Source organism: Streptomyces sp. NPDC056296 (assembly GCF_042268605.1).
GTDB lineage: Bacteria > Actinomycetota > Actinomycetes > Streptomycetales > Streptomycetaceae > Streptomyces.
Genome location: NZ_JBHJRX010000001.1, coordinates 13,005 through 37,947, shown reverse-complemented (window position 1 = coordinate 37,947; position 24,943 = coordinate 13,005). Strand labels below are relative to the sequence as shown.

Annotated in this window: 21 protein-coding genes and 1 pseudogene; 12 read left to right on the top strand and 10 right to left on the bottom strand. The window is 72.2% G+C overall.

Annotated elements, in window-relative coordinates:
- Window positions 1-29: 29 nt before the first annotated feature.
- The 7 genes from ACFCZF_RS00175 to ACFCZF_RS00145 all read right to left on the bottom strand — a co-directional run bounded on the left by ACFCZF_RS00175 (window position 30) and on the right by ACFCZF_RS00145 (window position 7,048).
- Window positions 30-947 (bottom strand): hypothetical protein, encoded by a 918-nt coding sequence (locus ACFCZF_RS00175; protein WP_376669737.1) that lies wholly within the window; start codon window positions 945-947, stop codon window positions 30-32.
- Between the two features lie 162 nt (window positions 948-1,109).
- Entirely contained in the window at window positions 1,110-2,453 is a 1,344-nt protein-coding gene (locus ACFCZF_RS00170; RefSeq protein WP_376669736.1) for a protein kinase, read from the bottom strand.
- Window positions 2,450-3,193 (bottom strand): FHA domain-containing protein, encoded by a 744-nt coding sequence (locus ACFCZF_RS00165; RefSeq protein WP_375915981.1) that lies wholly within the window; start codon window positions 3,191-3,193, stop codon window positions 2,450-2,452. Before ACFCZF_RS00165 ends, ACFCZF_RS00170 begins: the two co-directional genes overlap by 4 nt.
- A 212-nt stretch (window positions 3,194-3,405) precedes the next feature.
- Complete coding sequence (locus tag ACFCZF_RS00160) at window positions 3,406-3,876, bottom strand: hypothetical protein (protein WP_376669735.1); 471 nt, start codon at window positions 3,874-3,876, stop codon at window positions 3,406-3,408.
- Between the two features lie 97 nt (window positions 3,877-3,973).
- Complete coding sequence (locus tag ACFCZF_RS00155; protein ID WP_376669734.1) at window positions 3,974-5,536, bottom strand: protein kinase; 1,563 nt, start codon at window positions 5,534-5,536, stop codon at window positions 3,974-3,976.
- Window positions 5,533-6,279, bottom strand: coding sequence for an FHA domain-containing protein (locus ACFCZF_RS00150; RefSeq protein WP_376669733.1), 747 nt, complete (start codon window positions 6,277-6,279; stop codon window positions 5,533-5,535). The genes ACFCZF_RS00155 and ACFCZF_RS00150 overlap by 4 nt, the downstream gene beginning before the upstream one ends.
- 133 nt (window positions 6,280-6,412) lie before the next feature.
- Window positions 6,413-7,048, bottom strand: a complete 636-nt coding sequence (locus ACFCZF_RS00145; protein ID WP_376669732.1) for a hypothetical protein — start codon at window positions 7,046-7,048, stop codon at window positions 6,413-6,415.
- Between the two features lie 331 nt (window positions 7,049-7,379).
- Between ACFCZF_RS00145 and ACFCZF_RS00140 the strand changes: the two genes are divergently transcribed.
- From ACFCZF_RS00140 to ACFCZF_RS00125, 4 genes are all read left to right on the top strand, one after another.
- Complete coding sequence (locus ACFCZF_RS00140; protein WP_376669731.1) at window positions 7,380-8,234, top strand: bifunctional methylenetetrahydrofolate dehydrogenase/methenyltetrahydrofolate cyclohydrolase; 855 nt, start codon at window positions 7,380-7,382, stop codon at window positions 8,232-8,234.
- 310 nt (window positions 8,235-8,544) lie between these two features.
- On the top strand, window positions 8,545-9,033 hold the full coding sequence (locus ACFCZF_RS00135; protein ID WP_376669933.1) for a DUF3017 domain-containing protein: 489 nt from the start codon (window positions 8,545-8,547) through the stop codon (window positions 9,031-9,033).
- A gap of 400 nt (window positions 9,034-9,433) precedes the next feature.
- Window positions 9,434-10,744, top strand: a complete 1,311-nt coding sequence (locus ACFCZF_RS00130) for a DUF2690 domain-containing protein (RefSeq protein ID WP_376669730.1) — start codon at window positions 9,434-9,436, stop codon at window positions 10,742-10,744.
- Window positions 10,745-11,437: 693 nt separating this feature from the next.
- Window positions 11,438-12,427 carry a malate dehydrogenase gene (locus ACFCZF_RS00125; RefSeq protein ID WP_376669729.1) on the top strand — a complete coding sequence of 330 codons (990 nt, stop codon included), beginning with the start codon at window positions 11,438-11,440 and terminating at the stop codon, window positions 12,425-12,427.
- Window positions 12,428-12,489: 62 nt separating this feature from the next.
- Here the strand turns inward: ACFCZF_RS00125 and ACFCZF_RS00120 are convergent, their stop codons facing one another.
- A complete protein-coding gene (locus ACFCZF_RS00120) occupies window positions 12,490-13,449 on the bottom strand; it encodes a GNAT family N-acetyltransferase (protein ID WP_376669728.1) in 960 nt (319 codons plus the stop codon).
- A 200-nt stretch (window positions 13,450-13,649) separates the two neighbouring features.
- Here ACFCZF_RS00120 and ACFCZF_RS00115 point away from each other — a divergent pair, with 200 nt between their 5' ends.
- The 5 genes from ACFCZF_RS00115 (at window position 13,650) to ACFCZF_RS00095 (ending at window position 20,912) form a co-directional block, all read left to right on the top strand.
- The gene (locus ACFCZF_RS00115; RefSeq protein ID WP_376669727.1) at window positions 13,650-15,179 is read left to right on the top strand and encodes an aldehyde dehydrogenase family protein; all 1,530 of its coding nucleotides are present in this window, start codon (window positions 13,650-13,652) and stop codon (window positions 15,177-15,179) included.
- Between the two features lie 82 nt (window positions 15,180-15,261).
- Window positions 15,262-16,794 (top strand): GMC family oxidoreductase, encoded by a 1,533-nt coding sequence (locus ACFCZF_RS00110; RefSeq protein ID WP_376669726.1) that lies wholly within the window; start codon window positions 15,262-15,264, stop codon window positions 16,792-16,794.
- Window positions 16,791-18,002: a glycine betaine/L-proline ABC transporter ATP-binding protein gene (locus ACFCZF_RS00105; RefSeq protein ID WP_376669725.1), complete on the top strand. Its 1,212-nt coding sequence runs from the start codon at window positions 16,791-16,793 to the stop codon at window positions 18,000-18,002. Before ACFCZF_RS00110 ends, ACFCZF_RS00105 begins: the two co-directional genes overlap by 4 nt.
- A complete protein-coding gene (locus ACFCZF_RS00100) occupies window positions 18,002-19,945 on the top strand; it encodes an ABC transporter permease (RefSeq protein ID WP_376669724.1) in 1,944 nt (647 codons plus the stop codon). Before ACFCZF_RS00105 ends, ACFCZF_RS00100 begins: the two co-directional genes overlap by 1 nt.
- Before the next feature lies 1 nt (window position 19,946).
- Window positions 19,947-20,912 carry an ABC transporter substrate-binding protein gene (locus tag ACFCZF_RS00095; protein WP_376669723.1) on the top strand — a complete coding sequence of 322 codons (966 nt, stop codon included), beginning with the start codon at window positions 19,947-19,949 and terminating at the stop codon, window positions 20,910-20,912.
- Here ACFCZF_RS00095 and ACFCZF_RS00090 read toward each other — a convergent pair.
- Both ACFCZF_RS00090 and ACFCZF_RS00085 read right to left on the bottom strand, forming a co-directional pair.
- On the bottom strand, window positions 20,895-22,148 hold the full coding sequence (locus ACFCZF_RS00090) for an RNA-guided endonuclease InsQ/TnpB family protein (RefSeq protein WP_376669722.1): 1,254 nt from the start codon (window positions 22,146-22,148) through the stop codon (window positions 20,895-20,897). The two genes, ACFCZF_RS00095 and ACFCZF_RS00090, sit on opposite strands and share 18 nt — an antisense overlap.
- Window positions 22,149-22,364: 216 nt before the next feature.
- Window positions 22,365-22,877 (bottom strand): carboxymuconolactone decarboxylase family protein, encoded by a 513-nt coding sequence (locus ACFCZF_RS00085; RefSeq protein WP_376669721.1) that lies wholly within the window; start codon window positions 22,875-22,877, stop codon window positions 22,365-22,367.
- 47 nt (window positions 22,878-22,924) lie between these two features.
- Between ACFCZF_RS00085 and ACFCZF_RS00080 the strand changes: the two are divergent.
- The 3 genes and pseudogenes from ACFCZF_RS00080 to ACFCZF_RS00070 all read left to right on the top strand — a co-directional run.
- Window positions 22,925-23,129: pseudogene (locus ACFCZF_RS00080) on the top strand (GntR family transcriptional regulator); the annotation flags it as partial.
- A 57-nt stretch (window positions 23,130-23,186) separates the two neighbouring features.
- Window positions 23,187-24,500 carry a PLP-dependent aminotransferase family protein gene (locus tag ACFCZF_RS00075; RefSeq protein WP_376669932.1) on the top strand — a complete coding sequence of 438 codons (1,314 nt, stop codon included), beginning with the start codon at window positions 23,187-23,189 and terminating at the stop codon, window positions 24,498-24,500.
- A 79-nt stretch (window positions 24,501-24,579) separates the two neighbouring features.
- Complete coding sequence (locus ACFCZF_RS00070) at window positions 24,580-24,942, top strand: hypothetical protein (RefSeq protein WP_375915928.1); 363 nt, start codon at window positions 24,580-24,582, stop codon at window positions 24,940-24,942.
- The last annotated feature ends 1 nt before the right edge of the window (window position 24,943 follow it).

Here is a 24,943-nt window from a genome sequence, read left to right as displayed (position 1 = left end):
TCCTTGTTGGTTCTCGCACGCACCGGCCGTCAGGACTGACGGCCGGTGATCTTCTCGGCCCGGGTGAGCGCGTCCCGCTGGATCCGCCGTACGCTCTCCAGCGCGTCGCCGTACTCGCCGCGCAGCCGGTCCCTGTGATGGGCTTCGCGTTCCTCGGCGACTCTGCGCAATGAGGTCTCGCGGGCACAGGTGGCATCCGTTGAGGCGACTTCCCGCTCCTCCTCGAACGCCGCCTGTTTCGCACGCCGTTCGGCCTGCCTCCGCACTGCTTCTCGCGCCTCGGCGGGGTTTGCGTAGGGGTGCCCAGCACGCCGCATGCACTGGGACCACCGCTCCACCGCCGTGGTGAACCGCGAGTCCTTCAGCACGGCCTCCATGGCGTGGGCCTGGAGACCGGCGGCGGTCTTGTCGGCGACGAACCAGGTCTCCAGGTCGCCGTACAGACGCTTCTCCGACTCGCCGACGCAGCCCCCCACCCGCTTTCGGTACGTCCCGCCCTGCGGCACCTCCGCCGAGAGCTCCCGGGCCTCGGCGCCGCCGCCGAGGGCGGTGTCGTAGCCCCCGCGACGTTCCTCGGAGAGCGACTTGCGGTAGGCGATGTTCGGATTGCCCAGGCGCGCCCTGTCGGCCTTCGCCTGGATTCGGCTGCCGTATCCGTGCTCGCGGGCCCAGGCGACGTCGTCCTGCACGTAACCCACCGGGTGGTGCTCCTCGACGGTCAGCGGCCGGTACACGTGGTAGGTGAAGCCCTGTTCCGTCATGCAGCGTGCGATCAACCGCTGCTGGGCGTCCGACAGCCGCAGTTCCTCGATGTAGGTCAGCTCCCGGGGCTCGGCCCGTTGTGCCGCCGTCGTGGCCGCTCTCGTGTCGGTGTCGTGCGTGCACCCGGTCACGAGGGCCGTGATGCCGGCCGTGACGGCGCAGATGACGCTGTGGGCACGCCTCATCCGGTGCTGCCTCCCCCTGGTCCCGCGTGGCGCCGTCCGTCCCCGGGCGGCGCTTCACACGATGGCGGCCGCAACCCGTTGGAGGTACCTGGAAGGTTCGAGGTAGGACCTGCAACCTTTGAGGTTGCCTGGGCTGCGGCACCGGGCGAAGTGATTGGAGCCCTAGCCGCCCTCCCCGCCCTTGCGCAGCGCCCGCCAGGTCCCCGGCCCGACCATCCCGTCCGCGTCCAGCCCCGCCCGCTTCTGGAAGATGACGACCGCGCCGTGGGTCATCGGGCCGAAGTCGCCGTCCACCTCGCCGACCTCCTCGATGCCGTGCAGATGCCTGAGCAGGCACTGCAACTCCCTGACCTGGCTGCCACCGTCGCCGTGCTTGATGGTGAAGTCCCAGGTGCCGCTGTGGCCCGCCTTGTAGCCGCGGCCGTCGGAGTTCTCGTACACCACGGGCTTCTCGCAGGTGGGCGGCGCCGCGGCCGCCGGGGCCGAGTCCCACGGGGTGGTGTACGCGAGGCTCCCCGCCCCCACGATCGCCGCCGCGAGCGCCGCCGCCAGGGCCGGGCGCCGCCACCGCCGGGGGCGCAGCCTCGGCAGCCGGGCGGAGCGGGAGGTGCCCGCGGCCTCCTCCACCCGGCGCAGCAGCGATGCGGAGTCGGTGGTGCGTTCCGCGTGGGTCGGGGCCAGGCAGTCCCGCAGGGTGTCCCGCCAGACCTCGGGGAGGCCGGGGGACAGGCGCAGTTCCTCACGGCCGCGCGCGTAGCGCATCGCCGCGTCGGAGCGTGCCTCCGAGGTGCCGCCGGGCAGCGGGAACTCACCGGTCAGGACCACGTGCGCGAGGACGCCGAAGGCCCAGACGTCCGCGGACGGGCGGATCCGCGTTCCGCGCTCGTCGACCTCCGGCCACAGGAGTTCGGGCGGGGTGTAGTCCGGGGTCGCGAAGGCGGGGGTGTAGGCGTGGGTCCCTTCCATCTCCGCGGCCAGGTTGAAGTCGGCGAGCCGGGCCGAACCGTCCGCCATCAGCAGAACATTGGCCGGTTTCAGGTCTCCGTGCACCCAGCCCGCGTGGTGCAGCTGGTGCAGGCCCTCGCAGATCTGGGCCAGCAGGGCGGGCCCGGCCTCCGGGGACGGGGTCCGGGCCAGTACGGCGTCCAGGGATCCCTCGGCCCGCTCCAGCACCAGGACGGTGGCGCCGTCCAGCTCGGGATGGTCCGGGTCGTCGACCGCCAGGGTGTCGTACATCCGGATCAGCCGGGGGGAGCGGAGCCGCCGCAGTAGCTGCACCTCGCGTTCGGCGAGGTCGCGCAGGTGGTGCAGCTGGCGCGGGGTACGGGTGCCGGTGGACAGGAACTTCAGCGCCGCCCGGCGCGGCAGCTCGACATCGCCATCGTCGGCGGTGCGGGTCGCGTCGTAGACCGTGGCGAACGCGCCGGACGCGAGCGGCTCGCGCACCTCCCACGGCCCGATCCGGTAGCCCTTCGGCACCGGGACGGCGTACGGCCGCCCGGTCACCGTGCCGCTCCGCTCGGGGCCGGGGCGAGTACGACGAGGTCGTCCTCGCGGACCAGGTCGAAGCGGAGGGCGAGCGAGGCCAGGGACTCCTTCTTGCCGTGCGTGCGTCTGCCCGGCTCGGCCGTGTCCGGGCCGGGTCTCAGCCGCAGCTTGACGGCGAGGTAGTCGATGTTCCAGTAGACGGCGGAGCGGCTGACCTTGGGCCAGCTGGGACGCAGCCGCTCCACTATCTCCTCGACGGCGGGCAGCGGGGCGCGGGGCTCACCGCGCAGGCGCCGCTCGCACAGGGCGGCGAGGACCGCGAAGTACCGCTTGGTGCGGTCCAGGGCGAACGCCGGGACGGTGCCGGCCCCCTCAAGGCCACGGCGCTCGACGCTGCGGAAGGCGTGCCGCGGTGCCCACACGTCGAAGGTGAGCAGGTCACCCGCGGCGGGCAGGGTCACGCGCGCCAGCTCGAACGGTACGGGCGCCTCCACGCGGCCCGGAGCGACCTTGATGTGCTCGCCGGCGCCCTCCGGGTTCTCCACCACGTAGGTCTGGTCCTCGCTGAGATTGCTCAGCAGCCAGAACGTCCGGTGCGCCACGATCTCCCCGGCGACCCGGGGAACCCCAGCGTGTGCGATGGCGAGTCCCCCGCCGCTGGGCTCGGTCCTGCCGAATTCGATGCGCTCACCCGCGCTGATCCTCAACTGTTCGGCCACACTGCCGCACGACGGCGGTACGACGATGACGCTGTACATGGAGTCGTCCCCCTCCCCCGATTGCTCGGGGTCAACTTTCCCCAGTCCAACAACGGGCAGGCTACGGGAGACGGCTGAGGGCAACCTAAGCATTCGGACGCGTCGGCGGGTCGGTGGGCTCCAGACGCTGAAGCGGCCCCCGGTCCCCTCAGTGGAGGGAACCGGGGGCCGCCGTTCAAGCACGCACCCGCGCGCGGAACAGCACGCGCGGATCAGCAGGGGCGCAGCGACCAGATCGGGTCCCAGGTCGCCGTGCCCGCCTGGTAGGCCGTCGAGGTCCAGCGGACGCTGCCGTCCTTGTTGAAGAACTTGGCGACCGTGCCGCGCGTCTGGTTGTTGGTGAACGGGCCGTCGCCGGTCCAGTTGGTGAGGTTCCACGTCTGGCACTTGTAGAAGTCGAACTTGGTGCCCTTGACGACCATGCACAGGTGGCCGTAGTCGCAGGCCAGGTCCTGGGCGCCCTTGGTCCTGGGCGCCTCGGTGACGGTCAGCCCCTCGTACTGGACCGCGTCGGCGGACACGCGCAGCGGCGTCGGCTTGTCGGCCAGCACCTCGTCGGCGGCCTGCTGGAGAGCGGTCACCCGGGTGCCGGCCGGGTCGGCGGCGGCGGTGGCCGCGACCGTGGAGCCGGCGACCAGGGCCGAGGCCGCGAGGAGCAGCGCGGCGGGCTTGATGATGTTCACTGTTGTTCCCCCATGAACGTCGGTGTCGTACCGCCGGAGCGGTGTGCTCACACCGTGCCCGGGGCGACCGCCGCGCGGTACCTCGTAACTCTCAGGGTCACTTCCTCCCCGGCGGCGTGTACTCCTTGAGGTGGTGAGCGACGCGGTCGGCGTAGTCGCGGTACTTCGGGGGAACCCCGCCCGCGTCGTTCACCTTGTCGTACGACGTCCGGTACGCCACGGCGATCAGCACCCGGCGGTCGCCCGGCAGGCCGGCGTCGAGGCGTGGCGTGATCCAGCACAGGTAGCGGCCCATCGCCGGGATGGACTCCGCGGGTGGGAACGGGGGCTCGGGGACCTCCTCGCCGGGTGTGCCGTCCTCGTTCATCCACCAGCGCAGCACCTTCGGGGTCCAGCGGGCGATCCCGTACTCGTCCTTCTGCGGGTCGGCGAGGTCCGGGTCGAAGTCGCTCTCCACCTTCAGCATGGCCGCGATCAGGGGCGGGCTGACCTCCTCGCGGTCGCAGTCGTGCGCCGTCTCGACGATCAGCAGGCGGTAGGCGGCCGGTACGCCCCGGTCGGTGCGCAGTTCACCGGCGCCGTAGGAGGCGGCGGAGACGGTCGCGGTGCCGCCGGGACCCCGGTCGCCGGGTGCGGAGCCGGGGCCGTCGTCGCCGGTGCGGGTGCTGATGCCGTAGCCGAGTGCGGCGACGGCCACGGTGGCGGCCGCCGCGGCGAGGACCGTACGCCGGGGGCCCGCGCGGCGCGGCAGGACGGACCGGCCGCCCGTAGCTCCGGTGACCGCCGCCACTCGCCGCAACAGGGCCTCCGTGCCGATGCGTTCGGCGTGCGTACGGGTCAGACACGCGCGCACGATGTCCCGCCACACCTCGGGCAGCGCGGGCGACAGACGCAGCTCCTCGGTGCCGCGCGCGTAGGCGGCCCCGGCGTCGCGGCGGGCCGCCGGGGTGCCGCCGGGCAGCGGGAAGGACCCGGTGAGCACGAGGTGGGCGAGGACGCCGAAGGCCCAGACGTCGGCGGAGGGGCGGATACGCCGGCCGCGTTCGCCGATCTCGGACCAGAGCAGCTCGGGAGGGGTGTAGTCGGGGGTGGAGAAGGCGGGGGTGTAGGCGTGGGTGCCTTCCAGTTCGGCGGCCATGTTGAAGTCGGCGAGCCGGGCCGAACCGTCCCTCATCAGCAGCACGTTGGCCGGTTTCAGGTCCCCGTGCACCCACCTGGCGTGGTGCAGCTGGTGCAGACCCTCACACACCTGCACGAGCAGCGCGGGCCCGCCGGCCGGGCGCGGCGACGCGGACAGCAGGGCGGACAGGGACCCTTCCGCCTTCTCCAGGACGAGGACGGTGGCGCCGTCGAGCGCGGGGCGGGCCGGGTCGTCCACGACAAGGGTCTCGTACATCCGCACCAGCCGGGGCCGCCGCAGCCGGCGGTGCAACTCGACCTCCCGCTCGACGAGTTCGCGCAGGTGGGTCAGCTGGCGCGGCGTCCCCGTACCGGTGGGCAGGAACTTCAGCGCTGCGGTGCGCGGCAGACCGGCGTCGCCGTCACCGGCCCGGCGGGCCTCGTACACGCTGCCGAAGGCGCCCGTCGCGATCGGCGCCCGCACCTCCCAGACGCCGACCCGGTACCCCTTCGGCACGGGGACGGCGTACGGCTCGGTCACCGGGGCACCCGGCGCGGCGGTGCCGCGAGGACCACGAGGTCGTCCTCCCGTACGAGGTCGAAGCGGAGCGCCATGGACACCAGGGACTCCTTCTTGCCGTTGAGCCGCGCGCCCGCCTCCGCCGTCTCCGGGCCCGGCTTCAGCCGCAGCTTCACCGCCAGGTAGTCGATGTTCCACTGCACGGCCGCGCGCGACGCGGCCGGCCAGCCCGGCCGCAGCCGCTCGACGACCTGCTCGACGGTCGGCAGCGGCGCGTGCGGTGCCCCGCGCAGCCGCGGCTCGCACAGGGCGGCCAGGACCGCGAAGTACCGTTTGGTGCGGTCGACGGAGAAGGCCGGGGCGGTCGGCTCGCCGTCGGCGCCGTCCTCGGCGCGCAGATAGTCGTGGCGCGGTGCCCACACCTCGACCGGCAGCAGGTCGCCCGCGGCGGGCAGCACGATCCGCGAGAACTCGAACGGCACCGGGGCGTCCAGCCGGCCCGGCGCCACCTTGATGTGCTCGCCGGCGCCCTCCGGGTTCTCCACCACGTAGGTCTGGTGGGCGGACAGGTTGCTCAGGGCCCAGAAGGTGCCGTGGGCGGTGATCTCACCGGCTCTGCGGGACACGCCGTCGTGCCCGATCAGCAGTCCGCCCTCGGGCACGGACCGCCCGAAGGCGAGCCGTTCGCCGGGTGCGAGCCGGAACTGGGTGCGGGTGGGTTCGGCCTCCGTGGTCGGCGGAGGTACCACGATGATGCTGTACAAGGTGCGTCTCCCCGTGCCTGACGGCTACCCGCGTCAGACTATGGCGACGCACCAGGGCCGTGTCTCCCCTCGTACGGGTGAGACACGGCCCCATGGCTTGATTGGCGTGAAGTGTGCCGTGGCGGACGCCGGTTCAGTACTGCGGGCGGTTGAACCAGTAACTGCCGTTCTTGTTGGCGCAGAAGACGATGATCAGGATGCCGAGGACCAGGCTGATCAGGGCGAAGATGTTCGCCCCGAGCAGGTTGATCACGCTGACCAGCGTCACGACCGAGCCGTAGATGATCGCGGAGACGCGCGGACCGCCCCGGCCGGTGGCGAACTTGACACCTGTGAATATCGCCCAGAACGCGAACGCCAGGAATATCACGCCGACGCCGATCATGAGGCCCGCCCCGATGCTCGTGACGGTGTCCGCGTCCTGAGCCGAGATGGTGGGGTCTGAGTTGACCTCGTCCTCGATGTAGTCGGCGAACCAGGAACTGGCCGCGATCATCAGCACGCCGCCGATGACCTGGCAGGCGCCCAGCACGAACAGCATCACGCGCGCGGCCTTCACCGTGCCGGGCATGACCGCGGGCGCGGGGGCGTAGCCGCCGCCGTAGGGCTGGACCGGCGGGGCCGCGGGGTAGCCGTAGCCGGGCTGGCCGCCCTGGGGCTGCTGCTGGGGGTAGCCGTAGTTCGGCTGCTCGCCGTGCTGCTGGCCGTGCTGCTGGCCCTGCTGGCCCTGCGGCGGACCGTAGGGGTTGTTCGGGTCGCCGAAACTCATGCGGGACTTCCTCCGTAGCTGTCACGTGCGGGGACGACGCGTGGCTCGATGCGGAGGAGGTACTTCGTTGCGGTTCGTCCCCCCGGTACGGCCCCGCGGCACTGTGCTACTGCCCAATCGTTCTTGACCTATCTCTTACTTGTCCAGCCCGGCCGCAAGGTGTTGTGCAAGTGCAACAACGTCGATCACGGTCCGACAGGGCGGGACGCGCCCCGGGACGCCCCCGGATGCCCGGTCGGATGCCCGGTCGGGGCCCGGTCGGGGGCCCGGCCCGTGCCCGGGATCACGGCCGGATTGGAACCGGGGGCCGGTCATCCGCGAGGATGGGGGTATGACCGCCCAGATTCTCGATGGCAAGGCCACCGCAGCCGCGATCAAGTCCGAACTGACCGCCCGCGTGGCGGCGCTGAAGGAGAGGGGCGTCACGCCCGGCCTCGGCACCGTCCTGGTCGGCGACGACCCCGGCAGCCAGAAGTACGTCGCCGGCAAGCACCGCGACTGCGCGCAGGTCGGTATCGCCTCCATCCAGCGCGAACTGCCGGGTACGGCGACGCAGGAGGAGATCGAGGCGGTCGTCCGCGAGCTGAACGAGGACCCGGCCTGCACCGGCTACATCGTCCAGCTGCCGCTGCCCAAGGGCATCGACGAGAACCGCATCCTGGAACTGATGGACCCGGACAAGGATGCGGACGGCCTGCACCCGATGAACCTCGGCCGCCTCGTCCTGAACGAGCCGGCGCCGCTGCCCTGCACCCCCAACGGCATCCTCACCCTGCTGCGCCGCTACGGCGTGGAGATCAAGGGCGCCGAGGTGGTGGTCGTCGGCCGCGGTGTCACGATCGGCCGCCCGATGCCGCTGCTGCTCACCCGGCGCAGCGAGAACGCCACCGTGACCCAGTGCCACACCGGCACCCGGGACCTGTCCGCCCACCTCAAGCGCGCGGACATCGTCGTCGCCGCGGCCGGCTCCCCGCACCTGGTCCGCCCCGAGGACGTCAAGCCGGGCGCGGCCGTCCTCGACGTGGGCGTCTCGCGCAACGCCGAGGGCAAGATCATGGGCGACGTCCACCCCGGTGTGGCCGAGGTCGCCGCCTGGATCTCCCCGAACCCCGGCGGCGTCGGCCCGATGACCCGGGCCCAGCTGCTCGTCAACGTGGTGGAGGCGGCGGAGCGCAGTGCCGGCTGACGACACCGACGCCGAGCGCCCGAAGCGGGCGGAGCGGGCGGAGCGCCCGAAGCGGGCGGAGCGGGCTGAGCGCCCGGAGCGGGCGGAGGACTCGGAGTACCGGGAGCACCGGGAGCACGTGGAGCACCGGGTGCAAGCGGAGCACCGGGTGCGCGCGGAGCACCCGGTGCGCGCGGAGCGGGCTGAGCGCGCGGAGCGGGCTGAGCGCCCGGAGCGGGCTGAGCGCCCTAAGCGAGCTGAGGACTCGGAGCGAGCTGAGGACTCGGAGCGAGCTGAGGACTCGGAGCACCGGGAGCACGCGGAGCACCGGGTGCACGCGGAGCACCGGGAGCACCCGGTGCGCGCGGAGCACCCGGAGGACCTCACCGTCCGGGACCCCGTCAGCGCGCCCGACGCCGAGGGGAGGCCGCGGCGGATCACCCGCCGGTTCCCGCTCTTCACCCGCGACACCGCGCGCCCCGAGGGCGGTGGCCGGGCCGCGGCCGGCGACGCCCCGGCGCCCGCCCGGCAGTGGCCGATCCTCCTCGTGGTCGGCCTGGTCGGGATCGGCCTGCTGCTGACCGCGCTGGACGTGTTCCGCGTCGGGACGCTGCTGATCGGCGCCGCCCTGCTGGCCGGTGCCGCGCTGCGCTGGGTGATGCCCGACGTCGGCATGCTCGCCGTGCGCTCGCGCTTCACGGACATCACCACCTACGGCGTCCTCGGCCTCGCCATCGTCCTGCTGGCGTTGATGGCCCAACCGGACCCGCTGCTGGAGATCCCGTTCCTGAAGGACACCCTGCACTTCACGGTGAGCTAGCGAAACCTCACGTGAACCGGCGACGGCCCGTCCTCACCCCCGTGGAAGGACGGGCCGCCGCCGGGACCAACCCTCCTGCACGGCGAACGCCCTGTTCAACGCCTGTCAGGGCGCTGTGGCACGGAAGTGACCGTTCCGCTACTCCGCTACGCGAGCCGTGAAAAACGGGGTTCGGTTCCGGGCAGGGGAACGCCGGTGGGACACTGGACCACGGGTCGGTGAGCGTGCGACGGTGCATGTTCGCGACCCCTGTGCTCCTGTGCGCCCCCACCCCGGGAACTGAGATCCTGACCGGGCGCATCCCTGTGGGTAGCCAGAACGGGGACTCCACGCGGGACGCCGCGCGCGAGGACCAAACGGGGAACGAACAGCACGTCACCGGGGGGAAGAGGGGGAAGCAATGCCTCGTTGGAAGGCCTTGCCGGATGAACTCGATCCGCAGATCAGAGAGTTCACGAGTCAGTTGCGCCGACTCGTGGACCGCAGTGAGCTGAGCATCGCGTCGGTGGCCGACGCCACGGGCTACAGCAAGACGTCCTGGGAGCGCTATCTGAACGGCCGGCTGCTGGCGCCCAAGGGCGCCATCGTGGCCCTCGCCGAGGTGACGCGGACCAATCCCGTCCACCTGACCACCATGTGGGAGCTGGCCGAGCGAGCCTGGAGCCGCTCGGAGATGCGCCATGACATGACCATGGAGGCCATCCGGATCTCCCAGGCGCGCGCCGCGCTCGGCGAGCTGGGCACGCCCGCGGCCAAGTCGGGCAACGGCGGCAGGAACGGCAAGGGGAGCCGGACCGGCCGTCACGGCGGCGGCGCCACGGCCACGCCCGGGATCGCCGGGCCGGCCGGTGTGGCGCCCACGTTCCCGCCGACGGTCCCCGCGCAGCCGACGGCCGCCGACAGCCCCGACTCGGCCGTCGGTACGGTCCGGGGCGGCGGTGCGCCGGGCGCTCCCTCCGTCCCGTCGTCCGGCGGCGCGTCCGACGGCAACTCGTGGGGCATGGCCGGATACCGGGGACCGGCGCCGACCGGTGGTCGTACGGCTCGGTCCGGGACCCGGGCCGACTCGGGGGAAGCCGCGCGAGGTTCGACGCCGCCGGCCGCCGCGCCGAACGGCCACGGACCCTTGGGCTCCTCGGCACCCTCGGCACCCTCGGGCTCGTACGGCGAGCCCCCGCACGGCGGCTCCGGTTCGCGGGCCCGGCCCTCCGGGGGCGGCAGCAAGCGGATGACGACGTTCGTCGCGGGCGTCGTCGGCGTGCTCGTCGTGATCGCGGGCGCCTTCTTCCTACTGAACGACGGTGGTGAGAAGAAGAACGAGGGCACCGACCCGTCCCCGTCGCCCACCGTCACCTCCGAGCCCGAGCTGCCGCCCGGCGTGAAGTGCAGCGGCGACGCGTGCACCGGCAAGGACCCGGAGATCATGGGCTGCGGCGGCGACCTGGTGACCACCGCCGCGACCGCCACCGTCGGCACGGCCGCCGTCGAGGTCCGCTACAGCAAGATCTGCGGCGCGGCGTGGGCCCGGGTCACCCAGGCCGCGCAGGGCGACGAGGTGCAGGTGAGCACGGGCGGCGCGAGCCCGCAGACGGGCTCGGTCACCGGGGCCGCCGACACCGTCGCGTACACCCCGATGGTGGCGGTGAAGTCCGCGGCGGACGCCAAGGCATGCGTGACGCTGGCAGCGGGCCAGAAGGGCTGCACGGAGTAACAGCGGGACCGCGGGGGGCCGTAGGAGCCGGGGCGGCGATGCCGGTCCGCAGCGGGGCGCGATGCCCGGTACGGAGCGGGACGCGATGCCGGTTTTAGGGCGGGTCGCGGTGCCGGTGCGGAGCCGGGGCGGCGATGCCGGTCCGCAGCGGGGCGCGATGCCCGGTACGGAGCCGGACGCGATGCCGCTTATAGGGCGGGCCGCGACGCCGGTGCGGAGCGAGGGTGGCGATGCCGGCACGGAGCCGGGGCCGCGACGCCGGCACGGAGCGGCTAGCGATGCCGGTCCGGAGCCGGGGTCGCGATGCCGGTCCGGAGCCGGGGTCGCGATGCCGTGCGGAGCAGACCGCGGTCGCACCGGGAGAAAAATCGCCCGCGGCAGGCATGGCACGCGGCGGCAGGGGCACGCGAGAAGTACCCCCACGGGAGTCCGGCAACGGTATCCCCGAACGGCGGTCGCTCGTCCCCCCTCTCCCGGACAGGCGGCCGCCTCTTTCATGCCCTGGTTTCCTGGCGCCCGGTTCACGCGCTCAGGTGACCGCCGGGGCCCTGTGGGCCGGGCCACACCGACCCGGACGTCCCGGGCAGCGGAGGCGCGATAGCCTGACGGCTGGATCGATCTCTTGATACCAAGAGATCGATCAAACGCCCGGGGCAGGGACGCCCCACCGCCAGCTGTCATACGGAGAACGCCATGACCCGCACTCCCGTGAACGTCACCGTCACCGGCGCGGCCGGCCAGATCGGTTACGCCCTGCTCTTCCGCATCGCCTCCGGCCAGCTGCTCGGCGCGGACGTGCCGGTCAAGCTGCGCCTCCTGGAGATCACCCCGGCGCTCAACGCCGCCGCGGGCACCGCGATGGAGCTGGACGACTGCGCGTTCCCGCTGCTCCAGGGCATCGAGATCACCGACGACCCGAACGTCGCCTTCGACGGCGCCAACGTCGCCCTGCTCGTGGGCGCCCGCCCGCGCACCAAGGGCATGGAGCGCGGTGACCTCCTGGAGGCCAACGGCGGCATCTTCAAGCCGCAGGGCAAGGCCATCAACGACCACGCCGCGGACGACATCAAGGTCCTCGTCGTCGGCAACCCGGCCAACACCAACGCCCTGATCGCCCAGGCCGCCGCCCCGGACGTACCGGCCGAGCGCTTCACCGCGATGACCCGCCTCGACCACAACCGCGCGCTGACCCAGCTCGCAAAGAAGACGGGCTCGTCGGTCACCGACATCAAGCGCCTGACCATCTGGGGCAACCACTCCGCCACCCAGTACCCGGACATCTTCAACGCCACGATCGCCGGCAAGAACGCCGCCGAGGTCGTGAACGACGAGAAGTGGCTGGCCGACGAATTCATCCCGACCGTCGCCAAGCGCGGCGCCGCCATCATCGAGGCCCGCGGCGCCTCGTCGGCCGCCTCCGCCGCCAACGCCGCCATCGACCACGTCCACACCTGGGTCAACGGCACCGCCGACGGCGACTGGGCCTCCATGGGCATCCCGTCGGACGGCTCCTACGGCGTCCCGGAAGGCATCATCTCCTCCTTCCCGGTCACCACGAAGGACGGCAAGTACGAGATCGTCCAGGGCCTGGACATCAACGAGTTCTCCCGCGCCCGCATCGACGCCTCCGTCAAGGAACTGTCGGAGGAGCGCGACGCGGTCCGCGCCCTCGGCCTCCTCTGAGCCGACCCCGCCCGCCACGGGCCCCCTTCCGGTTCCGGCCGGGAGGGGGCCCGTGCCCGTTGTCAGACCCCCGACAGCCGCTTCTCGAACCAGTGCCCGGCATAGACATGGTCGGAGTACGCCGGGATCTCGGTGTAGCCGGACGCCTCGTACATCGCCCGCGCCTCGGTGAGCACGGCGTGCGTGTCGAGCCGTACGACGGTCAGGCCGCGCGCGGCGGCCTCGTCCTCCAGTGCGTCGAGCAGGCGCCGGGCCAGCCCGAGCCGCCGGGCGCCGGGGTGCACCCACACGTGCTTGATCTCGCCGACCCCGGGTGCCGTCCGCCGCAGCGCCCCGCAGCCGACCGGCCGCCCCTCCTCGTACGCGACGAAGAACGCCCCGGCGTCCCCCGACACCTCCTCGGGCCCCACGAGGTCGGAGGGGTCGAAGCCCTCGGGGAAGCGTGCGTCCAGGTCGGCGGCGTAGGCGTCCAGGCAGGCGCGGGCGTCCGGGGTGGTGCGGGCGTCGACCGGCGTGACGGTGACGGCGGCCAGCCGTAGCAGGCGTTGGGCGGTGGCCATGGCGTCGGTCAGCCGCCGGCGCTGGTCCGGGGCGAGCCCCTGGAGCAGCCCGGAGACGAGGACGTCGGCCCGGCGGTTCTGCTCCGCGACCTCGGCCCGTCCGGCGGAAGTCGGCTCGACCGTACGCAGCCGGCTGTCGTCGGGGTGCACGCCCAGCCGGACCATGCCCTGCGCCTCCAGGGCCTTCGCCATCCGGCTCAAGTACCCGGCGTCCAGGCCGAGGCGGACGCGCAGGTCCCGCAGGGACACACCGGAGCCGCTCTCGGCGATCTCGAAGAACAGTCGGGCCTCGCCGAGCGGACGGTCCTGGCCGAGACAGCGGTCGTCGAGGACGCCGATGCGGCGCGTGAAGTAGCGGTTGAAGCGCCGCAACGCGGTGACGTCCGCCGTCACCGCGTCCGCCGTCACCGCACCGTCTGTCACCGCACCGTCTGTCACTGCGCCCTCTGCCACTGGCTTCATTCCCTTGACTTTAGTCAAAGGAAACCGAGGGATCCATGTGTGCGCTTCGTGCCGCCCTGTCCCTTTCCTCAGTGATACGCCGCACGTTCGGCCACCGAATCGGCATGCATGCGGGGCCGTGGGGCAGGGGCTCACGGTCCCCGAGAGTGACACGCGTGTGACACAGGGGGGTTGATCAGGAACGGAAGGCAATACCGATCATGGCGAACAGCACGGAAACTCCGGCGGAGCGCGCGCACCGGACCATTCACGCGGGAGGCGAGTGGCTGGCGGCGTCCTCCGGCGCCACCCGCGAGATCCTCGATCCCGCGGACGCCCTGCCGTTCGCCGTGATCGCGGAGGGCGACGAGAAGGACACCGACCTCGCGGTGGCCGCCGCCCGGCGCGCCTTCGACACCGGCGAGTGGCCGCACACCCCGGTCGCCGAACGCGCCGCCCTGCTGCGCCGCGTCGCCGACCTCCTCGTACGCGACCGCGAGCCGCTCGGCCTGCTGGAGAGCCGCGACGCGGGCAAGACCGTCGAGGAGGGCCGGGTCGACATCGACTGCGTCGCCGACGCCTTCCGCTACTTCGCCGACCTGGTCGCCGGCGAGGCCCCCGGCCGGGTCGTCGACGCGGGCTCGCCCGAGATCCACAGCGTCGTCGTGCACGAGCCGGTCGGCGTCTGCGCGATGATCACGCCCTGGAACTACCCGCTCCTCCAGGCCAGCTGGAAGATCGCCCCCGCGCTCGCCGCCGGCAACACCTTCGTGATCAAGCCCAGCGAGATCACCCCGATGACCACCGTCGCCCTCATCGGCCTGCTGGCCGAGGCCGGCCTCCCCACCGGTGTCGCGGGCATCGTCACCGGCCCCGGCCACACCGTCGGCGCCCGCCTCGCCGAGCACCCCGACGTCGACCTGGTCTCCTTCACCGGCGGCCTGATCAGCGGCACCAAGGTCGCCCAGGCCGCCGCCGTCACCGTCAAGAAGGTCGCCCTCGAACTCGGCGGCAAGAACCCCAACGTCGTCTTCGCCGACGCCTGCGAGACCGAGGAGGGCTTCGACACCGCCGTCGACCAGGCCCTCAACGCCGCCTTCATCCACAGCGGCCAGGTCTGCTCCGCCGGCGGCCGGCTCATCGTCGAGGAGTCGGTCCGCGAGCGCTTCGTCGCCGAACTCGCCCGCCGCGCCGCGAAGATCCGCCTCGGCCGCGGCACCGAGGACGGCGTCGAGTGCGGCCCGCTCGTCTCCGAGCAGCAGCGCGCCAAGACCGAGGACTACGTCGCCTCCGCGCTGGCCGAGGGCGCCGAGCTGCGCTGCGGCGGCAAGCGCCCCGAGCCGTCCCCCCAGCGGCCGGAGAGCGGCTACTTCTACGAGCCGACCGTCCTCGACCACTGCCACCGGAAGATGAGGGTCGTACGGGAGGAGGTCTTCGGACCGGTGCTCACCGTCGAGACCTTCCGCACCGAGGACGAGGCCGTAGCCCTCGCCAACGACACCGAGTACGGTCTGGCCGGTGCCGTCTGGACCGCCGACGCGGGACGGGCCCGCCGGGTCGCGGGCCGGCTCCGGCACGGCACCGTATGGATCAACGACTTCCACCCCTACCTCCCGCAGGCGGAGTGGGGCGGCTTCGGCAAGAGCGGCGTCGGCCGCGAACTGGGCCCCGCGGGCCTCGCCGAGTACCGCGAGAGCAAGCACGTCTACCAGAACCTCGCGCCGAAGCCCGTCCGCTGGTTCGCCGGCTGACCCCGTCTCAGCCCGCTTCACCCCGCCCCCACCTCACCCGGGCCGCCCGGCTCCCCGTCCGCTCACCCTCTGGAGTACCCCCATGCCCGAGACCTCCCACGTCTACGACTACGTCGTCATAGGCGGCGGCACCGCGGGATCGGTGATCGCCTCCCGCCTCACCGAGAACCCGGATGTCACCGTCGCCGTCATCGAGGGCGGCCCCAGCGACGTCGGCCGCGACGACGTGCTGACCCTGCGCCGCTGGATGGGCCTGCTCGGCGGCGAGCTGGACTACGACTACCCCACCACCGAACAGCCACGCGGCAATTCGCACATCCGGCACAGCCGCGCCCGGGTGCTCGGCGGCTGCTCCTCGCACAACACGCTCATCGCCTTCAAGCCGCTGCCCTCCGACTGGGACGAGTGGGAGGCGGCCGGCGCCAAGGGCTGGGGCGCGGTGCCGATGGAGGCGTACTACGCGCGCCTGAAGAACAACATCGTCCCGGTCGACGAGAAGGACCGGAACGCCATCGCCCGCGACTTCGTCGACTCCGCGCAGAAGGCCCTGGACGTCCCCCGCGTCGAGGGCTTCAACAAGAAGCCGTTCGCCGAGGGAGTCGGCTTCTTCGACCTCGCCTACCACCCCGAGAACAACAAGCGGTCGTCGGCGTCGGTGGCGTATCTGCACCCGGTGATGGACGACCGCCCCAACCTCACGATCATGCTGGAGACCTGGGCGTACAAGCTCCAGCTCGACGGCGTCCGCGCCGAGGGCGTCCACGTCCGCACCAAGGACGGCGAGGAGATCCTGGTCAAGGCCCGTAACGAGGTCGTCCTGTGCGCCGGCGCCGTCGATTCGCCCCGCCTGCTGATGCACTCCGGCATCGGGCCGCGCGAGGACCTCGAAGCCCTCGGCATACCCGTGGCGCTCGACCTGCCCGGCGTCGGCGAGAACCTGCTCGACCACCCCGAGTCGGTGATCGTGTGGGAGACCAACGGCCCCATCCCGGACAACTCCGCGATGGACTCCGACGCCGGTCTGTTCGTGCGCCGCGACCCCGAACACGCGGGCCCCGACCTGATGTTCCACTTCTACCAGATCCCGTTCACGGACAATCCGGAGCGCCTCGGCTACGAACGCCCGGAGTTCGGCGTCTCGATGACCCCGAACATCCCCAAGCCGAAGTCCCGCGGCCGCCTCTACCTGACCAGCGCCGACCCGTCCGTGAAGCCCGCCCTGGACTTCCGCTACTTCACCGACGAGGACGACCACGACGGCCGCACCCTCGTCGACGGCATCAGGATCGCCCGTGAGGTCGCCAAGGCCGAGCCGCTGGCCGGCTGGCTGGGGCGCGAGGTCTGCCCCGGCCCCGACGTCACCGGCGACGAGGAGCTGAGCGAGTACGCCCGCAAGGTCGCCCACACCGTCTACCACCCGGCGGGCACCTGCCGGATGGGCGCCGCCACCGACGAGCAGGCCGTCGTCGACCCCGAGCTGCGCGTCCGCGGCCTTCAGGGCATCCGCATCGCCGACGCCTCCGTCTTCCCGACCATGCCCGCCGTGAACCCGATGATCGGCGTGCTCATGGTCGGAGAGCGTGCCGTCGAGCTGATCGGCGGTGACGCCCGATGAGTACCACCACCAGCGCCAGTACGCCGCCGGGTACCGACGAGTCCACCGCTCCCGTCTTCTCCGTGGACGGCCTGTGGAAGGTCTTCGGCCCCAAGGCCGCCCGGATCCCCGCCGATCCCGAACTGGCCGCCCTGAGCCCGGCCGAGCTGCGCTCGCGCACCGGCTGCACGGCCGCCGTCGCGGACGTCTCCTTCGACGTGCGCAAGGGTGAGGTCTTCGTCGTCATGGGCTTGTCCGGCTCCGGCAAGTCCACCCTCGTACGCTGCCTGACCCGCCTCATCGAGCCGACGGCCGGGTCCATCGCCATCGACGGCGAGGACGTCCGCGCCATGGACAAGTCCCGGCTGCGCGAACTGCGCCGCCACCGCGCCGCGATGGTCTTCCAGCACTTCGGCCTGCTCCCGCACCGCACGGTCCTCGACAACGTGGCCTACGGCCTGGAGGTCCAGGGCATGGGCCGCGCCGAGCGCCGCGAGCGCGCCGCCGCCATCGTCGCCAAGGTCGGCCTGGAGGGCCTGGAGCACCGCAGGCCCGGCCAGCTCTCCGGCGGCCAGCGCCAGCGCGTCGGCCTCGCCCGCGCCCTCGCCGTCGACCCGGAGGTCCTGCTCTTCGACGAGCCGTTCAGCGCGCTCGACCCGCTGATCCGGCGGGACATGCAGGAGGAGGTCGTCCGGCTGCACCGCGAGGAGGGCCGCACGATGGTCTTCATCACCCACGACCTCCAGGAAGCCCTCAAGCTCGGCGACCGCATCGCCCTGATGCGCGACGGCCGCGTCGTGCAGCTCGGCACCCCCGAGGAGATCGTGGGCTCGCCCGCCGACGACTACGTCCGCGAGTTCGTCCGCGACGTCCCGCGCGAGCAGGTCCTCACCGTCCGTACGGCCATGCGCCCCGCGTCCTCCGCCGACGAGGCCGGCACCGGCCCCGCGCTCCGCCCCGACGCCACCGTGTCGGAGGCCATCGAGGCCGTCGCCCGGGCCGGCTCCCCGGCCCGCGTGATGGACGACGGCCGCTGCCTGGGCGTGGTCGACGCGGACGCCCTGCTGTCGGTGGTGGCGGGCACGACGGCCACGGCTGACGCAGACGCGACCGCCGCAGCTGCGGGCAGTCGTGCCGCTGGGGCGGCTCCCGTCCCACAGAAAGCGGCACCGGCCCAGCGCCGCAAGCCGACCACCCCGCCCCCCGCCACCAGCGAGGAGCCGGTCTGATGGCAACGCTCACGGCAACGCCCCAGAAGGCCGCCCCGCCAGGCATCCTCACCCACCCAGCCGTACGCAAGCTCCTGGTACTGGCGGTCGCCGCCGCCGTCCTCGTCCCCCTCGCCATAACCCAGTGGGGCGGCGCCACCTGGCCCACCGCCCTCACCGTCGACCTCTCCGAGCCGCTCGGCAAGGCCAGCGACTGGATCATCGACAACCGCGACAGCCACCCGCTGTTCCTGTACTTCTTCGGCCACGTCAGCAACGTCGTCGTCATCGCCGTACGCGCCGTGTACCTCGCCCTCCTCGCCGTCGGCTGGGCCGGGGTCACCGCGATCGGCGCCCTCGTCGCCTGGCGGGTGGCCGGCGTGCGGCTGGCCCTCGGCACCGCGGCCGCGTTCCTGGCCTGCGGCCTGCTCGGCATGTGGGTGCCGACGATGCAGACCCTCGCGCTGATGGTCGTCGCCGTGCTCGCGTCGGTCCTCGTCGGCGCCCTGCTCGGCCTGGCCGCCGGTCTCTCCGACCGGATGGACCGCGTCCTGCGCCCGGTGCTCGACACCATGCAGGTGCTGCCCGCCTTCGCCTACCTCCTCCCCGTCGTCCTGGTCTTCGGCATCGGTGTCCCCGCCGCCGTCCTGGCCACCGTCGTCTACGCCGCCCCGCCCATGGCCCGGCTCACCGCCCTCGGCCTGCGCGGCGCCGACAAGGAGGTCCTCGAAGCCGTCGAGTCCCTCGGCACCACCGCCCGCCAGCGGCTGCTGACCGCCCGGATCCCGCTGGCGCGCAAGGAACTCCTCCTCGGAGTCAACCAGACGATCATGATGGCGCTGTCCATGGCCGTCATCGCCTCCGTCATCGGCGCCGGCGGCCTCGGCGACCGCGTCTACCAGGCCCTCGCCTCGGTCGACGTCGGCGCGGCCCTCGCGGCCGGCATCCCGATCGTGCTGCTCGCCGTCGTCCTGGACCGCGTGACCGGCGCGGCGGGGGAGCGGCTCGGCGAGTCCGGGAAGTCCCCGCTGACCTGGCTGTACGCCCTGGTCGCCGCCGCGGCCGTCGCGGTCGCCGGACGGATCGCCGGCTTCCTCGACTGGCCCGAGGCGTGGGAGGTGGACATCGCCGAGCCCGTCAACCGGGCCGTCGACTGGATGACCGCCCACCTGTACTCCGGCGTGCCCGTCATCGGCGGCACCGCCGACTGGGCCGCCCACTTCACCAGCTGGGTCCTCAACCCGCTCCGGGACGGCCTCCAGTGGCTGCCCTGGTGGTCCGTACTGCTGATCGTCGCCGCCCTCGCCTGGCTGATCGGCACCTGGCGCACCGCGCTCACCGCCGTCCTCGCCATGGCCGCGATCGGCGTGCTCGGCGTGTGGAACCCGTCCCTGGACACGCTCTCGCAGGTCCTCGCGGCCGTCGCCGTGACCCTGGTCATCGGCTTCGCGACGGGCATCGCCGCCGCCCGCAGCGACCGCTTCGAGCGCGCGCTGCGGCCCGTCCTGGACGTCTTCCAGACGATGCCGCAGTTCGTGTACCTGATCCCGGTCGTCGCCCTGTTCGGCGTGGGCCGCGCGCCCGCCGTGGCCGCCGCCGTCGTCTACGCCCTCCCGGCCGTCGTCCGCATCACCGCCCAGGGGCTGCGCCAGGTCGACCCGGCCGCCCTGGAGTCGGCCCGCTCGCTCGGCGCCACCAGCGGGCAGCAACTGCGCCAGGTCCAGCTCCCGCTGGCCCGCCGGTCCCTGCTGCTCGCCGTCAACCAGGGCGTCGTCCTCGTCCTCGCCGTCGTCATCATCGGCGGCCTGGTCGGCGGTGGCGCGCTCGGCTACCAGGTCGTCTTCGGCCTGGCCCAGGGCGACCTGGCGACCGGCCTGGTGGCCGGCGCGGCGATCGTCTGCCTCGGCCTGATGCTCGACCGGGTCACCCAGCCGACCGAACGCCGTACGAAGAAGGGAGCCTGAGATGTCACGCAAGCGGATCACGGCGGCCGTCGCCGTGCTGGTGCTGGCCACCGGCTGCGGCGCCGCCGACATGACCAAGCAGGCGTCCCCGTTCGCCAACGCCCAGGGCGCCAAGACGGTGACCCTGTCCGTGCAGTCCTGGGTCGGCGCCCAGGCCAACGTGGCCGTCGCCCAGTACCTGCTGGAGCACGAGCTGGGCTACCGCGTCGACACCGTCCAGGTCGACGAGGTCCCCGCCTGGGACGCGCTCAGCCAGGGGCGCGTCGACGCCATCCTGGAGGACTGGGGCCACCCCGAGCAGGAACAGCGCTACGTCCAGGACAAGAAGACCATCGCCCCCGGCGGCGACCTCGGCGTCACCGGCCACATCGGCTGGTTCGTCCCGACGTACTTCGCGAAGAAGCACCCGGACGTGACCGACTGGAAGAACCTCGACAAGTACGCCGAGCTGATGCGCACCGCGGAGAGCGGCGACAAGGGCCAGCTGATGGACGGTTCCCCGTCCTACGTCACCAACGACAAGGCCCTCGTCGAGAACCTGGACCTGGACTACAAGGTCGTCTTCGCCGGCTCCGAGGCCGCACAGATCACCCAGATCAAGCAGTTCGCCAAGGAGAAGAAGCCCTTCCTGACCTACTGGTACACCCCCCAGTGGCTCTTCGAGAAGGTCCCGATGACCGAGGTGAAGCTGCCGCCCTACAAGGAGGGCTGCGACGCCGACCCGGCGAAGGTCGACTGCGCCTACCCGGTCACCCCGCTGCAGAAGTACCTCAACGCCGACTTCGCGGAGGACGGCGGCAAGGCGGCGGAGTTCCTCAAGAACTTCAAGTGGACGACCGAGGACCAGAACCAGGTCTCCCTGATGATCGCCGAGCAGAAGATGCGGCCCGACGAGGCGGCGAAGAAGTGGGTGGACAGCCACGAGTCCGTCTGGAAGAAGTGGCTGCCGTCAACTACCGGGCGCTAAAGCGCCGGGCTTGCACAACTGGGCATCACTGGCGGTGATGCTGCGTTTGCGTCCAGCCCCGTCCCGCTGGAGCGGGGGCGGGGCAGGGGCCGTTGACTCGACCCCGCGTCGCCACAACTCCCACGCGCGGGCGCGGATGTTGCGGGAGCCGTTCCGATCTGCGTGATCAACGAATCCGCAGGACCGGCACGCGAACCGGGCTTGGGAGGCACGGTTCGCCTTGTCGATGTGCCCGCACTCGGCGCAGGTACGGGAGGTGTACGCCGGATCGACGTACACCACCAGCACCCCGGCGCGGCGGGCCTTGTAACCGATGAACTGTCCCAGCTGTGCAAAGGCCCAGCTGGAGTGGATGGCCCGTTGGGGCTTGCGAAGCCGTACCCGTTCCCGGATGCCCGTGAGTTCTTCCAGGGCGATTCCGCGACCGGTGCGTTCTGCCTCGGCCACCACATGCTTCGCGATCTTGTGGTTGATGTCTTTGGCCCGCCGTGCTTCCTTGCGGCGGCGCTTCTTCAGCCGACGCTTGGCGGACGGGGTGTTCTTCCTCTGAAGCTTGGTGCGCAGGCCACGCTCGCGGGCCCGGATGCGGGTGAGTTCACGCCCGGCCATGATCTCGCCGTCGCTGGTGGTAGCGATGTTCACGATGCCAAGGTCGATCCCGAGGAAGTCCACCGGATTCGCGTTCAGCGGTGCTTCCGGGACCTCACAGGTGGCGTTCAGGAACCACATGCCATCCCGGTAAATGAGATCGGACTCGCCCTTGCGGTACCGCGCAAGGGTGGCCAACTGCTCGGCAGACGCTGTGAAGGCCACGTCCTTCATCCGCCCGCCGACGGTCCAGACCGACGCGGTCCGCCTGGCGATCTGCCAGGAGAGCATCCGGTCGTCGAAAGGCTGCGCGCCGAAGCGACGGAAGACTACGGGTTTCTCCATGACGGAGGGGTGACGCGCCGATCCGCTACGACCGAAACGGCCCGCCTTCACATTCGCCCGCAATGTGGCGTAGGCGTCGCAGACCTTCTTGATCGTGTGCTGGGCTGCTTGGGCCCCCAGACACCACCGTGACTTGACCTGCTCGTATGTGAGTTTGCGGAGTGCGAAGTTCTTGAACTCCCCCCGTTCGAAAGCGACCTCGCTCACCCAGGTGGCAGCCGCGTTGCAGGCACGCAGGGTCGCTTCCAAAGCCGCCGCCTGCATCGGCGTCGGCAGCAGCCTGACCTGCACCACCAGCTTCATGTTCACCGAGCGTAGACATCCACGCGACATTGAATCGCACGTTCTCCACCGATCACCCCATCGGGTGAATCACTGGTGTTCCCCGGTCCGGCTCGCCGCGCCAACAAGCGATACCCGGCTGCTACGCGGCCACTCAGCACACGCCCCGCTTGGCGGCGGCGCCCAGGACCCGCAGCGCGGACCGGACACCGTCGTCCAGAAGCCTCGTGCGCACCGTCACTGGTGCTGACCCGGCGTGTAGTGACCCGGCGTCAGTCGGCACGTCACGCCGAAGCGGTTCCAGGCGTTGATCACCGTGATCGCGGCGATCAGCTGCGCCAGCTCGGCCTCGTCGAAGAACGTGGCGGCCTTCTCGTACACCTCGTCCGGCACGAAGCCGTCCGTCAGGACGGTGACCGCCTCGGTCAGCTCGATCGCCGCGAGCTCCTTCTCCGTGTAGAAGTGCCGCGACTCCTCCCAGGCGGCGAGCTGCACGATCCGCTCCACGCTCTCACCGGCCGCGAGCGCGTCCTTGGTGTGCATGTCCAGGCAGAAGGCGCAGTGGTTCAGCTGGGAGGCGCGGATCTTCACCAGTTCCTTGAGCTCCGGGTCCAAGCCCCGGCCCGCCGCCTTCTCCAGTCCCAGCATCGCCTTCCAGACCTCGGGCGCGTGCTTGGCCCACTCCAGGCGGGGGGCCTCCTCGGGGGCGAAGGAGCCGGGGGCGGCGGTGGTGTTCTCGTTCGTCGTCATGGTCTTGAGCCTAGAAGCGATGCAGCCCAGGAGTATGGTCCATTTCCATGGAGAAACCGTGGGCCACTTTCGGCGTCGACCTGCACCTGGACCGCTCCGGCCCCGGGCTGCGCCGCGGTCTCACCGACGCCCTGCGCGAGGCCGTCCGCGGCGGCCGACTGGCGCCCGGCACCCGGCTGCCCTCCTCGCGCTCGCTCGCCGCCGACCTGGGCGTGGCCCGCAACACGGTGGCCGAGGTCTACGCCGACCCTAGGGCCTGCCGTTTGGATCATGCCGCAGACGCGGGGTCTGGCACGCCCATCTGCCGCGTTGTCGTCGGTTGCCAACGCTCCGCGTTGTCGCCCTCCTCCGCCTTGCATATGGACGCACCAGACCCCGCTCACCAGCGCTGATGAGGCATCGTCGCTTTCCTGCGGCCTGATCCAAACGGCAGACCCTATCGCCGAGGGCTGGCTCGCCGCCCGCCAGGGCTCCGGAACCAGGGTCGCCGACCGGACGCCCGCCACCCCCGACCAGCGCCCGGCACCGCACCGGCGTGAACCGGGCCGACCCGCCTACGACCTCGTCCCCGGCACGCCCGAACTCGCGTCGTTCCCCCGCGCCCAGTGGCTGAAGGCGGCCCGCCGCGCCCTGACCGCCGCCCCCGACCAAGCGCTCGGCTACGGCGACCCGCGCGGCCGGATCGAACTGCGCACCGCCCTCGCCGGCTACCTCTCCCGCGCCCGTGGCGTGCGCGCCGACCCCGACAGGATCGTCGTCTGCGCCGGCTTCCTCGGCGGCCTCGGTGTCCTCGCCGACCTGCTGCGCCGCAGGGGAGCGCGCTCCGTGGCGGTCGAGTCCTACGGCCTGCCCCACCACCGACGGCTGCTCCGGCGCGCGGGCTGCGACACGCCCCCGCTGCCCTTCGACGACCGCGGCACCCGGCCCCTCGACGACGCGGCGGCCGCCCGGGCCGTCCTGCTGACCCCCTCCCACCAGTTCCCCCTGGGCCTGCCGCTGCGCCCCGAGCGCCGCACGGCGCTGATCGCCTGGGCCCGCCGCACCGGCGGACTGGTCCTGGAGGACGACTACGACGGCGAGTTCCGCTACGACCGCCAGCCCGTCGGCGCCCTCCAGGGCCTGGACCCCGACCGCGTCGTCTATCTGGGCACCGCCAGCAAGTCCCTCGCCCCCGGCCTGCGCCTGGGCTGGCTGGTGCTGCCGCCGTCGCTGGTCGAGGAGGCCGTGGACGGCATGGCGGGCCGCGCTCCGGGCGTCCTGGACCAGCTGACCCTCGCGGAGTTCCTTGGGTCCGGCGACTACGACCGGCATGTCCGGGCCGCCCGCCTGCGCTACCGGCGCCGCCGTGACGCGCTGGTCGCCGCCCTCGCCGAGCGCGCCCCCGACGTGCGCGTCACCGGCATCGCGGCCGGACTGCACGCCGTCCTCCAACTGCCGCCCGGCACCGAGCAGCAGGCCGTCAGGGCCGCCGCCTGGAACGGCCTCGCCGTCCACGGCCTGTCCATGTTCCGCCACCCGGACGCGGCCGTCGCCCCGCTGGACGCCCTCGTCGTCGGCTACGGCACCCCGCCCGACCACGCCTGGGCGGGGGCCCTGGAAGCGCTGTGCCGGGCGCTGCCGTAGAGTCCACCCGCGGCAATGGCCGTACACTCGATCGGCCCAACTGTCGTACACCTGCGCGGACAACGGGGAGACAAGGAAAATGGCAGAGACCCGGCGACGGCTGCGGTCGAGCACGGTGGTGCTCGGCGGCATGGGAGTGCTCGCGGCGGCCCTGAGCGCGTGCGGATCGGACCCCGACCGCCGCTGCGTGGACCGCGACAGCTACGACTACATCAACGGCTACAAGGTCGTCGCCGACAAGAACTGCAAGTCGGGCTCGTCCGGCGGTTCGTACGGCAAGGGCGGCAAGAAGAAGTCCGGCTCGTCGAAGGTGTCCGACGCCGACTGGTACTACGACGCGGACGTCAGCAACGGCTGGGCCGACTACGGCACCTTCAGCCGAGACGAGGCCGTCGACCGCGGCGGCTTCGGCTGCTCCGGCTCCGGCAGCGGCGGCGGCTGAG

What these genes read in the sequence shown, in the direction of transcription:
- ACFCZF_RS00175 (WP_376669737.1), bottom strand. Translation starts at nt 947, where the DNA reads ATGAGGCGTGCCCACAGCGTCATCTGCGCCGTCACGGCCGGCATCACG.
- ACFCZF_RS00165 (WP_375915981.1), bottom strand. Translation starts at nt 3,193, where the DNA reads ATGTACAGCGTCATCGTCGTACCGCCGTCGTGCGGCAGTGTGGCCGAA.
- ACFCZF_RS00145 (WP_376669732.1), bottom strand. Translation starts at nt 7,048, where the DNA reads ATGAGTTTCGGCGACCCGAACAACCCCTACGGTCCGCCGCAGGGCCAG.
- ACFCZF_RS00140 (WP_376669731.1), top strand. Translation starts at nt 7,380, where the DNA reads ATGACCGCCCAGATTCTCGATGGCAAGGCCACCGCAGCCGCGATCAAG.
- ACFCZF_RS00130 (WP_376669730.1), top strand. Translation starts at nt 9,434, where the DNA reads ATGCCTCGTTGGAAGGCCTTGCCGGATGAACTCGATCCGCAGATCAGA.
- ACFCZF_RS00125 (WP_376669729.1), top strand. Translation starts at nt 11,438, where the DNA reads ATGACCCGCACTCCCGTGAACGTCACCGTCACCGGCGCGGCCGGCCAG.
- ACFCZF_RS00120 (WP_376669728.1), bottom strand. Translation starts at nt 13,449, where the DNA reads ATGAAGCCAGTGGCAGAGGGCGCAGTGACAGACGGTGCGGTGACAGAC.
- ACFCZF_RS00115 (WP_376669727.1), top strand. Translation starts at nt 13,650, where the DNA reads ATGGCGAACAGCACGGAAACTCCGGCGGAGCGCGCGCACCGGACCATT.
- ACFCZF_RS00110 (WP_376669726.1), top strand. Translation starts at nt 15,262, where the DNA reads ATGCCCGAGACCTCCCACGTCTACGACTACGTCGTCATAGGCGGCGGC.
- ACFCZF_RS00105 (WP_376669725.1), top strand. Translation starts at nt 16,791, where the DNA reads ATGAGTACCACCACCAGCGCCAGTACGCCGCCGGGTACCGACGAGTCC.
- ACFCZF_RS00100 (WP_376669724.1), top strand. Translation starts at nt 18,002, where the DNA reads ATGGCAACGCTCACGGCAACGCCCCAGAAGGCCGCCCCGCCAGGCATC.
- ACFCZF_RS00095 (WP_376669723.1), top strand. Translation starts at nt 19,947, where the DNA reads ATGTCACGCAAGCGGATCACGGCGGCCGTCGCCGTGCTGGTGCTGGCC.
- ACFCZF_RS00090 (WP_376669722.1), bottom strand. Translation starts at nt 22,148, where the DNA reads ATGAAGCTGGTGGTGCAGGTCAGGCTGCTGCCGACGCCGATGCAGGCG.
- ACFCZF_RS00085 (WP_376669721.1), bottom strand. Translation starts at nt 22,877, where the DNA reads ATGACGACGAACGAGAACACCACCGCCGCCCCCGGCTCCTTCGCCCCC.
- ACFCZF_RS00070 (WP_375915928.1), top strand. Translation starts at nt 24,580, where the DNA reads ATGGCAGAGACCCGGCGACGGCTGCGGTCGAGCACGGTGGTGCTCGGC.